The 12,572-nt window shown below is 61.1% G+C and carries 11 protein-coding genes; 3 read left to right on the top strand and 8 right to left on the bottom strand.

Annotated elements, in window-relative coordinates:
- Positions 1-157 precede the first annotated feature (157 nt).
- Positions 158-367: a hypothetical protein gene (locus B9Z48_RS20335; protein WP_199233560.1), complete on the top strand. Its 210-nt coding sequence runs from the start codon at positions 158-160 to the stop codon at positions 365-367.
- 215 nt (positions 368-582) lie between these two features.
- Here the strand turns inward: B9Z48_RS20335 and manD are convergent, their stop codons facing one another.
- From manD to B9Z48_RS20295, 8 genes are all read right to left on the bottom strand, one after another.
- Positions 583-1,794 carry a D-mannonate dehydratase ManD gene (gene manD, locus B9Z48_RS20330; RefSeq protein WP_108380440.1) on the bottom strand — a complete coding sequence of 404 codons (1,212 nt, stop codon included), beginning with the start codon at positions 1,792-1,794 and terminating at the stop codon, positions 583-585.
- A 501-nt stretch (positions 1,795-2,295) separates the two neighbouring features.
- Positions 2,296-3,756 (bottom strand): mannitol dehydrogenase family protein, encoded by a 1,461-nt coding sequence (locus tag B9Z48_RS20325; protein WP_233261207.1) that lies wholly within the window; start codon positions 3,754-3,756, stop codon positions 2,296-2,298.
- 4 nt (positions 3,757-3,760) lie between these two features.
- Positions 3,761-4,813, bottom strand: a complete 1,053-nt coding sequence (locus B9Z48_RS20320) for a malate/lactate/ureidoglycolate dehydrogenase (RefSeq protein WP_108380439.1) — start codon at positions 4,811-4,813, stop codon at positions 3,761-3,763.
- Between the two features lie 180 nt (positions 4,814-4,993).
- Positions 4,994-6,520, bottom strand: coding sequence for a UxaA family hydrolase (locus B9Z48_RS20315; protein ID WP_108380438.1), 1,527 nt, complete (start codon positions 6,518-6,520; stop codon positions 4,994-4,996).
- A gap of 9 nt (positions 6,521-6,529) precedes the next feature.
- The gene (locus tag B9Z48_RS20310; protein WP_108380437.1) at positions 6,530-7,924 is read right to left on the bottom strand and encodes a TRAP transporter large permease; all 1,395 of its coding nucleotides are present in this window, start codon (positions 7,922-7,924) and stop codon (positions 6,530-6,532) included.
- Positions 7,925-7,945: 21 nt separating this feature from the next.
- Positions 7,946-8,521, bottom strand: a complete 576-nt coding sequence (locus B9Z48_RS20305; RefSeq protein WP_089956360.1) for a TRAP transporter small permease — start codon at positions 8,519-8,521, stop codon at positions 7,946-7,948.
- A gap of 123 nt (positions 8,522-8,644) precedes the next feature.
- Complete coding sequence (locus tag B9Z48_RS20300; RefSeq protein ID WP_089955980.1) at positions 8,645-9,640, bottom strand: sialic acid TRAP transporter substrate-binding protein SiaP; 996 nt, start codon at positions 9,638-9,640, stop codon at positions 8,645-8,647.
- A 79-nt stretch (positions 9,641-9,719) separates the two neighbouring features.
- A complete protein-coding gene (locus B9Z48_RS20295) occupies positions 9,720-10,445 on the bottom strand; it encodes a FadR/GntR family transcriptional regulator (RefSeq protein WP_108380436.1) in 726 nt (241 codons plus the stop codon).
- A gap of 250 nt (positions 10,446-10,695) precedes the next feature.
- Between B9Z48_RS20295 and B9Z48_RS20290 the strand changes: the two genes are divergently transcribed.
- Complete coding sequence (locus B9Z48_RS20290) at positions 10,696-11,811, top strand: mandelate racemase/muconate lactonizing enzyme family protein (RefSeq protein ID WP_108380435.1); 1,116 nt, start codon at positions 10,696-10,698, stop codon at positions 11,809-11,811.
- The gene (locus B9Z48_RS20285; RefSeq protein ID WP_108380434.1) at positions 11,808-12,557 is read left to right on the top strand and encodes an SDR family oxidoreductase; all 750 of its coding nucleotides are present in this window, start codon (positions 11,808-11,810) and stop codon (positions 12,555-12,557) included. Before B9Z48_RS20290 ends, B9Z48_RS20285 begins: the two co-directional genes overlap by 4 nt.
- The last annotated feature ends 15 nt before the right edge of the window (positions 12,558-12,572 follow it).

Below are 12,572 nucleotides of genomic sequence, written 5' to 3'. Positions count from 1 at the left end.
TACGCTCATCGTCGGTAAGCGTGATCGTGGGGGCTACGCGCATCTTGGTCATCCATCTTGGCTAAAAACAATACGCTATAGATGGAGATAATTTATGTATTATCAAGAGTGAAACACTACACTAGATCTCCGCCTAGCAGGTCGTCCTGAAGCACAGGTGACTTGGACCAACTTCAAGGCTTCAATGGGCATCTATCAAGGCGCGCTGGACTTCAAGGAAAGCTACGCCAAAGCCTTCTACGAGGCAAGCGTCGAGGACGTTGCAAACGGCACCTACGAAATCAGCAAGCTTAGAACCGTGCTGGACGCCTTGTTTACTACCTGCTGCGCCATGTCCACGGACGTCTTGCGGCGCGAGTCACGTTGAACTCCCGGTAACTCAAGCGCCCCCACGTTCGCTTGAGGCTCCGCTAGCCAGCGGGCATCGCGTATCCTGCTGTTGGCACAACATCAAAGTCTTACATTAGTTAAGGTCAGAGTGGTCGAGTCGAATGACTGCTTGTTTCCGTAAAGCGTTCGTACAGCGCGAAGCACCGAAGGTCGTAAGACGCTGCAAAGCAGCCCATCCACGTTCAGCTCACCTCACCAACTCCACAAAGTCCCATCATGCTGCAACCGGTTCACCGGCAGATAGGCTCTTTGATACGGGTACTTCGCAGCCAGCTTTTCGTCGATGTCCACCCCGTGGCCGGGTGACTCGCCGCAGTGCATCATGCCGCGCTCAAAGCGGTAGTCGTGCGGAAAGACCGACAGCATTTCTTCGCTGTGCGGCATGAACTCTTGCACGCCAAAGTTGGGCACCCAGGTGTCAAAGTGCAGGGCCGCGCCCATGCACACGGGTGACAAATCGGTCGCGCCGTGGCAGCCGGTGCGCACTTGGTAGAGGCTGGCCAAGTCGGCGATGCGCCGCAGGTGGGTGATGCCGCCTGCGTGGACCACGGTGGTGCGGATGTAGTCGATCAGCTGCTTTTCGATCAGCGTCTTGCAGTCCCAGATGCTGTTGAAAATCTCACCCACCGCGATCGGCGTGGTGGTGTGGTGGCGTATCCATGCAAAGGCGTCCTGGTTTTCGGCGGGCGTTGGGTCTTCCATCCAGAACAGGCGCATGGGCTCCAGCGCCTTGCCCAGTTGCCCTGCCTCGATGGGCGTCAGGCGGTGGTGCACGTCGTGCAGCAAATGGATGTCGGGGCCCACGGCTTCGCGCACGGCTTCAAACAGGCCGGGGGTGTGGCGCAAATACTTCTCGGTGCTCCAGTCGTGCTCGCTCGGCAAGTTGCCGTCGGCGGGTTCGTACAGGCGATTCGTGCCACTCACACCATAGACCTTGTTCAGGCCCGGCACGCCGCTTTGGGCGCGGATGGCCAAGTAGCCTTCTTCTTTGTGGCGCAAGACTTCATCCACCGTTTCGGCGGTGTCGCGGCCGTTGGCGTGGCCGTAGACCATGACCCCGGTGCGGCTGCGCCCACCCAGCAACTGGTACAGCGGCATGTTCGCCATCTTGGCCTTGATGTCCCACAACGCGGTGTCCACGGCGGCAATCGCGCTCATGGTCACCGGGCCGCGTCGCCAGTAGGCGCCTTTGTAGAGGTATTGCCAGATGTCTTCGATCTGCTGCGGGTCGCGCCCGATCAGGCAGGGGATCACATGGTCTTCGAGGTAGCTGACCACCGCCAGCTCGCGGCCGTTGAGCGTGGCGTCACCCACGCCATAAACGCCTTGGTCGGTCTCGATCTTGAGGGTGACGAAGTTGCGGCCGGGGCTGCAGACGATGACGCGGGCGGTGGTGATTTTCATGGCTCAGATCTGTTCGGTAGGCGCAAGTTCATGCGTTGGCAATAGGTGTTGTCGACGGTTTTCGCATCGGTAAGGACCTGCGGTCAACCGGTCATGTCGGAGCTGAAGCTGCCGACCTACGGGGCGGCTCGTTTTGTAGGTCGGCGGCTTTAGCCCCGACATGAGTCCTTGGCAAACGGGTAAACGTCGGACCTGAAGGTGCCGACCTACGGGGTGGTTCGTTTTGTAGGTCGGCGGCTTTAGCCCCGACATGAGTCCTTGGCAAACGGGTAAACGTCGGAGCTGAAGCTGCCGACCTACGGGGTGGTTCGTTTTGTAGGTCGGCGGCTTTAGCCCCGACATGAGTACTTGGCAAACGGGTAAACGTCGGACCTGAAGGTGCCGATCTACGGGGTGGTTCGTTTTGTAGGTCGGTGGCTTTAGCCCCGACATGAGTCCTTGGCAAACGGATAAACGTCGGACCTGAAGGTGCCGACCTACAGGAAGCTGTGGCGGCTTTTGTCATGGTGTTGTGGTCAACAGTTGTTGGACTGCGGCGTCCACACCGTGCAGCAGCACTTGCTGGTGCCAGTGCGTGACGCGGGCGATCCAGCCTGCGTGTTGGGGCAAGGCGTTGCCCCACAGGTCTTCACGGGCCAGCAGGGCGCGCACGCAGGCTGCATGCTCGGTGCGCTGGGCAGCGCCCAGGGCCATCAGGCTTTCGGCTTGCGGATCGTTCAGGGCATAGGCTTGGCCTTGCTCGTCCACAGCCAGCGTGTAGCGCACGAACACGGCAGCGGCCAGTGCGTGGTGTTCAAATGAAGCGCCTTGCTCGATTTGACCGAGCACCGAGGGCGGCCAGCGCTGCGGAATTTTTTGCGAGCTGTCGGTGGCGATCTGGTGCACGCTGTGCTTCAAGTAGGGGTTGCCAAAACGCTCAATCAGTGCGTCGCGGTAATCTGCCCAGTCGCTGCGACTCAGGTGCGGCGCAACTTCGTGGCCCATCAGTTGGTGCACAAATTCTCGGATGTGCGGCACCCCAATGCAGCTGGCAATGAAGGGTCTGCCGGTGATGGCCCCCATGAGCGCCATGGCCGTGTGGCTGCCGTTGAGCATGCGCAGCTTGGCCTCTTCGTAGCTGTGCACATCGCCCGTCACGCGCACACCGGCGCTTTGCAGCAGGGCCGCGTCGGCAGGGTCGGCAAAGCGGTCTTCGATCACCCATTCCCAAAAACCTTCGGTGCTCAGGGCGCAGTGGTCTTGCAGGCCCAGCGCCTCTTGCGCAGCCGCCATCACTTCGGGCGTGGCGGCAGGCACGATGCGGTCGACCATGCTGCACGGAAAAGCGCATTGCGCGTCCAGCCAGCGCAGCAGCTCGGCGTCTTGCGCTGTCATGTCTTTGGCTGGAATCTCGGCCTTGACCAAGGCTTGCAGCTTGTGGCCATTGCCTTGCAGGTTGTCGCACGAAGCCACGGTGACGCCGGGCAAGCCTGCTTGCTGGCGCAGGCGCAAGCCGTCGAGCAGCAGTTGGCCTAAAGCGGGGGTGTAGCCTTTTTCTGTCACGGTGAGCGTGACCCAGCGGGTGGTGGGTGCGGCGATGGCTTGCACCACCGCATCGCGCTCGGTGGCGGCCACATTCATGCGCCAAAGTGCGCCGGGCACTTGCCACCTGACGCCTTGCCCATCGGCCACACGCACGGCGTACAAGCCATCTTGCGCACGCAGTTGTTTCACCAAGTCAGGACGTGTCATGCCCACACCGTGAATGCCCCAGCGCGTGTCGCCACTGGCCAGCAGTTGGTCAAACACCATGGCCTGGTGGGCGCGGTGAAAAGCGCCCAGACCCAGGTGCACCACGCCAGGGGCGTGGGCCGTGCGGTCATAGGTGGGGGTGTGCACGGACTCGGGCAGGGCGCGGAGTGTTGCAGCAGACAGGGTCATGGTGTGAGGTGTGTAGACCTTGAGCGCAGGGCCAGCGGCCATGCGCTCAAGGCTGTTGGAGTTTCTGTTCAGACGCTTCGATCTCTGCCCAGGTTGTGTCGTCGATCCAGATGCCGTTTTGTTCGCGGTCGGCGCGTGCCGTGCGTTCGGGCTCGCCTGCGAGCTTGACGCCATCGCTGCCGGGTGCATCGGGGCTTTGGCGCAGCCAGTCGGCAAAGGCCAGGGCTTCTTGCTCGAACATGGCTTGTGTGCCCAGGCGCACAGGGTCAATCAACATCGTCAGCATGCTGTTGAGCACGGCGCGTTGGTTATCCGCCTCGCGGTGCCATGTCCCGCCGCCGGTCAGCGCACCACCCAGCAGCTCGCAGGCCATGGCCATGCCAAAGCCTTTGTGGTCACCAAAGGTCATGAGCGCACCAAACAAACCGTTGGATTGCGGCACCACCACCACGCCCGGGTCGGTGGTGGGGTGGCCGTGTTCGTCGATCAAATAACCGGGTGGGACCTGTTCGCCCTTGTTGTGCGCCACGCGCATCTTGCCTTGCGCCACACGGCTTGTGGCAAAGTCGAGCACAAAGGGGGCACGGTCGCCCATGGGCACGCCAATGCAGCAGGGGTTGGTGCCAAAGCGCCCGTCGCCACCGCCAAAGGGCGCGACCACGGGGCGCGAGAGCACGTTCACAAAATGCACCGACACCAAGCCTTGCGTCACAGCCATTTCGGCAAAGTGGCCAATGCGGCCCAGGTGGTGCGAGCGGCTCAGGGCCACGGTGCACACGCCGTGTTGCTTGGCGCGTTCAATGCCCATTTGCATGGCCTGCACGCCGGTGATTTGGCCGTAGCCGCGTTGGCCGTCGAGGTTGAGCAAGGGGCCGGTGTCGAGCAAGACCTTCACGCCCGTGTTGGGGCTCAGGCCGCCTTCGAGCACGGCGTCCACATAGCGCGGCACCATGCCCACGCCGTGCGAGTCGTGGCCACTCAAGTTGGCCATGACCAGGTTGTCGGCCACCTGGGCGGCTTCGTCGGGGGCGCTGCCCGCTTGTTCAATGATGCGGGCGACTTTGGCGCGCAGTTCTGCGGCGGAAATGGTGTGGCTCATAGAGGTCTTGTCGTCTGTCAAAAAATCATCAGAACGGTTTGCACCGATGGTTTGAGTAGGTCGGTGGCTTTAGCCCCGACATGAGGCCTTTGGCGAGGCGGACAAACGTAGGACCTGAAGGTGCCGACCTACAGCAGCCCGCCTGTCTGCCCGATGTCGAAACGCGGATCACGACAGGGCTCACATCACCGCGCCCACTTGCCATGGCACAAACTCGTTTTGACCGTAGCCATGGCGTTCGCTCTTGGTGGGCTCGCCCGAGGCGGCGGCGAGGATCATCTCGAAGATGCGCTGGCCCATCTCGGCAATGCTCACGCCGCCGTCTACGATCTCGCCGCAGTTCAGGTCCATGTCCTCTTCCTGCTTTTTCCACAGGGCGGTGTTGGTCGAGAACTTGAGGCTCGGCGACGGGGCGCAGCCATAGGCGCTGCCACGCCCGGTGGTGAAGCAAATCAGGTTGGCGCCACCCGCCACCTGGCCCGTTGCGCTCACCGGGTCGTAGCCGGGCGTGTCCATGTAAACAAAGCCTTTGGCGGTGACCGTCTCAGCGTATTCGTACACCGCTTGCAGGTTGCTGGTGCCGCCCTTGGCCACTGCACCCAAAGACTTCTCCAGGATGGTGGTCAGGCCACCGGCCTTGTTGCCGGGCGAGGGGTTGTTGTTCATCTCACCGCCGTTGATGGCGGTGTAGTTTTCCCACCAGTGGATGCGCTCGATCAGTTTGTGCGCTACTTCGGGCTTCACAGCACGGCGCGTGAGCAAATGCTCTGCGCCATAAATCTCGGGCGTTTCGCTCAGGATGGCGGTGCCGCCGTGTTGCACCAACAAGTCCACCGCTGCACCTAAAGCCGGGTTGGCGCTGATGCCCGAATACCCATCCGAGCCGCCGCACTGCAGACCCACGGTGATGTGTTCGGCGCTGCAAGGCTCGCGGGTGATGGCGTTGGCGCGGGGCAGCATTTCTTCGATCAAGGCAATGCCTTTTTCGACCGTCAGACGCGTGCCGCCCGAGTCCTGGATGTTAAAGACCTTGAGCGTGTCGCCCACGCGCAAGCTGCTGTGCGCCAGCCAGGTGCTGAGCTGGTTGGCCTCGCAGCCCAATCCCACCACCACCACGCCCCAGAAGTTGGCGTGTGTGGCGTAGCCGGCCAGCGTGCGCTCGAGCAGCTGGATGCCCAGCCCTTCGGTGTCCATGCCGCAGCCGGTGCCGTGTGTCAAAGCCACCACGCCATCGACATTCGGAAAGTTGGCCAGCGCAGCAGGGTTGTTGCGTTTGGAGAAATGGTCTGCAATGGCGCGTGCGGCGGTGGCCGAGCAGTTCACGCTGGATAACACGCCGATGTAGTTGCGTGTGGCCACGCGGCCGTCGCTGCGCTTGTAGCCCATGAAGCTCGCTTGTTGGCGCACCGGCTCGGGTTTCACGTCTTGGCCAATGGCGTAGTCGCGCTCGAAGTTGCCTTTTTCTGCGCCCATGTTCAGGTTGTGGGTGTGCACATGCTCGCCCGGCGCAATGGGCTGGTGCGCAAAGCCAATGATCTGGTTGTAGCGGCGCACCGGTTCGCCCACGGCGATGGCGCGGGTGGCCACCTTGTGGCCCGGCGGGATCAGGCCGCGCACGGGCACGCCCTCGACGGCGCTGCCGCTCATGAGTTGGCTGCGAGCGATGACCACGTCATCGGCTGGATGCAAACGGATGAAACTGCTCATGAAAAGTCCTCAATAAAACTGCTTGGGCAACCACAGCACCAAGCTGGGCGCATAGGTGATAACGGCCAGGCTGCCCAGCAAAGGGAACAGCCAAGGCAAGATGGCCATGGTGGTGCGCTCGACGCTGAGCTTGGCCACGCGAGCCAATACGAACAGCACCATGCCCATGGGGGGATGCAACAAGCCGATCATCAGGTTCAGCACCATGACCAGACCGAAGTGCACCAGGTCAATGCCCAGTTGCTGGCAAATCGGCACCAGGATGGGCACGAGGATGGTGATGGCGGCGGTGGGCTCCAGGAAGCAGCCCACAAACAGCATCAGCGCATTGGCCAGCAGCAAGAACACCCATGGCTCTTGGGTGAAGCCCAGCACCCAAGCAGAGATGGCGGTGGTCACGCCGGTGGCGGTGAGCATCCAGCCAAAGATACTGGCTGCGGCCACGATGAACAACACCGTGGCGGTGGTTTCCACCGTGTCCAGGCAGATCTTCACGAACATCTTGAAGTTGAGTGTGCGGTACCAAAAGAAGCCCAGCGCGATGGCCCAAACGCAAGCGGCAATCGCGCCTTCGGTGGGGGTGAACACGCCGGTGGTCATGCCGCCAATCAGGATGACCGGGGTCATGATGGGCAATACGGCCTGGAAGTTGAAGAACTTGTCAGCAGCGAACAAAACGATCAGGGCCACAAACACCGTGATCTGAGGGGGTGTGCCCATGGCGGTCACCAACCACCAAATGGACAAGGGCCAGCCCACCACCACAGCGGTTTCGGCCAGGGCCTTGATGACCTTGGGCCACTCGAATTTCACATCGGCACCCCAGCCGTTTTTGTGCGCGAAATAGGCCACCGTCAGCATCATGAGCAGCGCCATGAAGATGCCCGGCAAGATGCCCGCGAGGAACAGCGCACCCACCGACACGTTGGCCATCATGCCGTAGATCACAAAGGGCAGGCTGGGTGGAATGATGGGCCCCAGCGTGGCCGAAGCGGCTGTGACGCCGACTGCAAACTCGGTGCTGTAGCCATGGTCTTTCATGGCTTTGATCTCGATGGTGCCCAGGCCTGCCGCGTCGGCAATGGCCGTGCCGCTCATGCCCGCAAACACGACCGAGCCCACCACGTTGACGTGGCCGAGGCCCCCTTTGAGCCAGCCCACCAAGGCCAGCGCGTAGTTGTAAATGCGGTTGGTGATGCCCGCGTTGTTCATCAGGTTGCCGGCCAAAATGAAGAAGGGCACGGCCAGCAGCGGAAAGCTGTCGATGCCAGAGACCATGCGGTGGATCACCACAAAAGGCGGCGAGCTTTCAGCAAACAAGAGGTAAATCAGCGACGCGCCCGCCATGGCAATGGCCACTGGGATGCCGCCGCTCATGAGAATGAGAAAAAGGATCTTCAACATGGAGAACTTTCTAAGGGCGTTTCAGCGGTCGGTCATTTCGGATTCGGGGCGTTGCAGCACGGTGTAACCTCGCTGCCAATGCACCTTGGCCACCCACACGGCGCGCAGGCACATGGCGGCAAAACCGGCCATCACCACGCCATAAACCAGGTTCATGGGCAAGTCGATGATGGTCATCTTGTAGCTGCCCAGTTTTTCCATCATCTGGCCCGTGAGGAAGGTGGCGGCAGCAAAAAAAGCGATGCGCATCACATCGACCACCGTGCCCATGGCGCGACCCATCCAGTCGGGCATGAAGCGAAAGAAAAAGTCCACCTGGATGTGGTTGTTTTTGGCCACGCCAATCGTGGCCCCTGTGAAGACGGTGGCGATCAACAAATAGCGCGCAATTTCCTCGGTCCACGAGGCCGAGTTGTTCATCACGTAGCGCGTGAAAAATTGGTAAAAAACCGTCAGGCCCAAGGCCCAGAAGAACGCCAAGGCCACCCAAGCTTCGATGGGTGTGCCCGACAGATCGACGTCGTCGTCGGTCGCGTGAAACTGGCCATCGTCGCCCATGACTTTGGGCATGGCGTCGAGGTCGGGAAGATTGCTCATGGTGTGTCCTTGGGATCTAAAACTTGGCCAGATGAGCAGACCGAACTCGGTGAGTTCGGTCTGCAAGGAATAGCCAAAGCATCAGACCTGTGCCATCGGCACAAAACCTGATGCGTGAGCGCCTTATTTGGCGGCCTGGATCTTGTCGAAGTCAGACTGCGTGAAACCCATGCCGGTCAGGGGCTTGTTTTTCAGGACAGCATCCTGGAAAGACTTGCGGTCCACCTGCACCACTTGCAGGCCTTTTTTCTTGAACTCGTCCACCAACTCGGCTTCGCGGGCCTTGACTTTGGACGATGCGCGGACAGCGGCTTCCTGGGTCACATCGGTGAATATTTTCTTTTCGGCATCGCTCAGCTTGTTCCAGACATGCGGGGCGATCTGGGTGGTCAGGCCGTCGACGATGTGCCCGGTGAGCATGATGGCCTTTTGCACTTCAAAGAACTTCTTGGCTTCGATGGTGGTCAATGGGTTTTCTTGCGCTTCCACGGTGCCGTTTTGCAGGGCCAGGTACACCTCGGCAAAAGCAATCGGTGTGGGGTTGGCGCCGCAAGCTTCAGGCGTGGCACGGTAAGCCGGCACATCGGGCACGCGGATCTTGATGCCCTTCATGCCAGCGCAGTTGGTGAAGGCTTTTTGGGCGGTGGTGTGGCGTGCACCGTAGTAGGTGTAGGCCGTCACCTGGATGCCAGTGCGGGTGCGGAATTCGCTCACCATTTCCTGGAACACGGGGCTCTTGGAGTAGGCAATCAGGTGGTCGCCATCGCGGAAGATGAAGGGGTAGTAGGCAATGCCAAAACGGGGGTAGGTGCGGGCTGCAAATGAGGGGCCGCTGATGATCATGTCTACCGTGCCCAGGGTCAGGCCCTGGTTGATGTCGGTTTCCTTGCCCAAGGTGGAGGCCGGGAAGACCTGGATGTCAAACTTGCCGTTGCTGCGTTTTTTGATTTCTTCGGCGGCCCACACCGATTCGGTGTGGAAGGGCTCGGACGTCTCGTAGACGTGGGCCCACTTGAGTTTTTGCTGGGCCTGCACCGCAGTGCTGCCCAACACGGTCATGGCACCCACGGCAAAAGCGCCGACGGTGGCCAGGGTTTTCAGGGTCAATCGTTTGCTCATCAAAGTCTCCTCGTTGGTATTGAAAAAAATGCTGACGCGGGAAAATGCATGCCTTCTAGCGGACCCTCTTTGGGGTGCGCTATCGGGCAGGTGCGCGGCGCCAGCTCGCGCTGTATCTTTTGTAGGCTTGTCTCAGGTGCTTTTGCATGGTTTTGCGGGCGGCGCTGGCGTCGTGAGCCTCAATGGCCAGCAGCACCTGTTGGTGCTCGCCAATGGCCGCTTGCCAGGATTCGGGGTGTTCAAAGTAGTCGCCCAGCCGCTCAAACAGCGGGCCGTTGCGGGCTTGCCAGTAGCGCTGCACGGTGTCAAGCAGCACGCTGTTGCCGCAGGCCTGGGCAATGGCTTCGTGAAAGGCTTCGTCGCCTTCGCGTGGCACTTGGTCGCGAGCGGCTTCCAGCTTCATTTGCTGCAAGCCCGCTTTGATGGCTTTGAGGTCGGCTTTTTGCGCGTGGGTGGCTGCCAGCGCGGCCACTTCGGCTTCCACCAACAAACGGGCGCTCATCACCTCCAGTGGACCCCAGTCAGCCGGGGTGTTGGCATCGGTTTCAGTGGCGGCAGACTTGCTGTGCGGTTCAATGCGCTGCACATAAATGCCGGAGCCCGTGCGCACCTCGATCATGCCCTCGACCTCCAGCGCAATGAGGGCTTCGCGCACCGAGGGGCGGCTCACGCCCAGTTGCAACGCCAAGTCGCGTTCGGCCGGCAAACGCGAGCCCAAGGCGAACTCGCCAGACGCCATCAATTGCCGAACTTGTTCGGCAATCTGGCGGTACAGGCGTTGCGGGGCCACGGTGTGCAAGGGCATGGGGGTGATCAGGGATAACGTGAATTGGACAAGTGGTCAGACCAGTTGCAGAATCATCACATGTTCAAAAGCCATTGCAACTCCGCACAAACCCGCATGGCGGCTGTCACACAAAAGACGTGCGGCGCAGTGGGCGTGTCGCATGCTGCGAAGCCTTGAAGCCCTTGTTGTTGCTGGTGTCGCGGTTGGTGGTTTTTTCTACTTCACCTGATCCTGCTGCACCTGTTTTTCACCATCCCTGCTGCCCCCTATGACCCCCGTCACCATTGACCGCGTGAGCCTTCGGCAAGTGAACTTGCCGCCCAAGGTTTTGCGCACCGACGCCATCCAGTCCTTTGTGACACAAGAGACCCTCTTGCTCACGCTGCACTGCAGCGACGGCATCGCGGCCACGGGTTACGCCTACACCATTGGCACCGGCGGCTCGTCGGTGATGGCCTTGCTCAAGGACCATTTGGTGCCGCGCCTGATCGGCCGCAACCCGGTCCTGGTCGAAGCGATCTGGAAGGACCTGTTTTTTCACACCCATGCCACAGCCGTGGGGGCCATGACCAGCCTGGCGCTGGCCTGCGTGGACACGGCTTTGTGGGACTGGCGTGCGCAAAGCCAGGGCCTGCCGCTGTGGCAGCTGCTGGGCGGTGCGCAAGCGCGTGTGCCGCTCTACACCACCGAAGGTGGTTGGTTGCATTTATCGCCTGAGGCGCTGGTGGATCAGACCCTGGAGGCACAAGCCCAAGGCTTCAAAGGCGCGAAGATCAAGATCGGCAGACCTCATGTGAGCGAAGACGTGGCGCGCCTGAGTGCCGTGCGTGACGCGGTGGGCCCGGGCTTTGACTTGATGACCGATGCCAACCAGGGCTTCAACCGCGCCGAGGCCGTGCGCCGGGCGCGGGCTTTTGACGGCTTGGGCTTGGCGTGGATGGAGGAGCCTTTGCCCGCCGAAGACGTGTCGGGCCACTGCCAGTTGCGCGAGCACACCACCATTCCCGTGGCGGTGGGCGAGTCGATGTACCACCCGATGCAGTTCCGCGAGTACCTGGAGCAGGGCGCGTGTTCGATCGTGCAGCCCGATGTGGCCCGCATTGGCGGCATCACGCCCTGGATCAAAACCGCGCACTTGGCCGAAACTTTTGACGTGGCGGTGTGCCCGCACTTCTTGATGGAGTTGCATGTGAGCCTGTGCGCTGCCGTGCCCAACGCCACTTGGGTCGAATACATCCCGCAGCTCGACGACATCACCACCTCGCGCATGCAAGTGCAGGACGGCTTTGCCCTGCCACCGGACACCCCAGGCCTTGGCATTGCCTGGGACTGGGCCGCCATCAACGCAAAACAAATCACGCAACTGGAGATCCAAGCACCATGAGACTCAAAGGAAAAATCGCACTGGTCACCGCCGCTGGCCAAGGCATTGGCCAAGCGGCCGCATTGGCCATGGCCGCTGAGGGTGCCACGGTCTATGCCACCGATGTGAACCCCGAATTGCTCAAGAGCTACGAGGGCGTGGCCAATGTGCACACCGCCGTGCTCAACGTGCTCGACAAAGCAGCCATCGCCGCCCAAGTGGCCAGCCTTGACCGCATTGACATCGTCTTCAACTGCGCAGGCTTTGTGCACAACGGCAGCATTGAATTGGCCACTGAAGAGGACTGGGACTTCGCCTTCAATTTGAATGTGCGTTCGCAGTTCTGGATGATCCAGGCGGTCATTCCCAAAATGGTGGCGCAGTTTGCACAAACCGGCCACGGCGGCAGCATCATCAACATGGCCAGTGTGTGCTCCAGCGTGCGCGGCTTGCCCAACCGATTCATTTACGGCACCAGCAAGGCTGCCGTGATTGGCCTGACCAAAAGCGTGGCCGCCGACTATGTGCGCCAAGGGGTGCGCTGCAACTGCATCTGCCCCGGCACCGTGGACACGCCTTCGCTGCAAGACCGCATCAACAGCTATGCCGACCCGGTGCAGGCCAGGCAAGATTTCATCAACCGCCAGCCCATGGGTCGTTTGGCGCAGGCGCACGAAATCGCGCCCATCGTCACCTTCCTCGCTTCTGACGAATCCATCTTCGCCACGGGCAATGCCTACATGGTCGACGGTGGCATGACCATCTGACCCCCCATTGAATGA

This window comes from Limnohabitans sp. WS1 (assembly GCF_003063265.1).
Classification (GTDB): domain Bacteria; phylum Pseudomonadota; class Gammaproteobacteria; order Burkholderiales; family Burkholderiaceae_C; genus Limnohabitans_A.
Note: the sequence above shows the minus strand (reverse complement) of the source record. Positions and strands in the feature narration are given on the sequence as shown.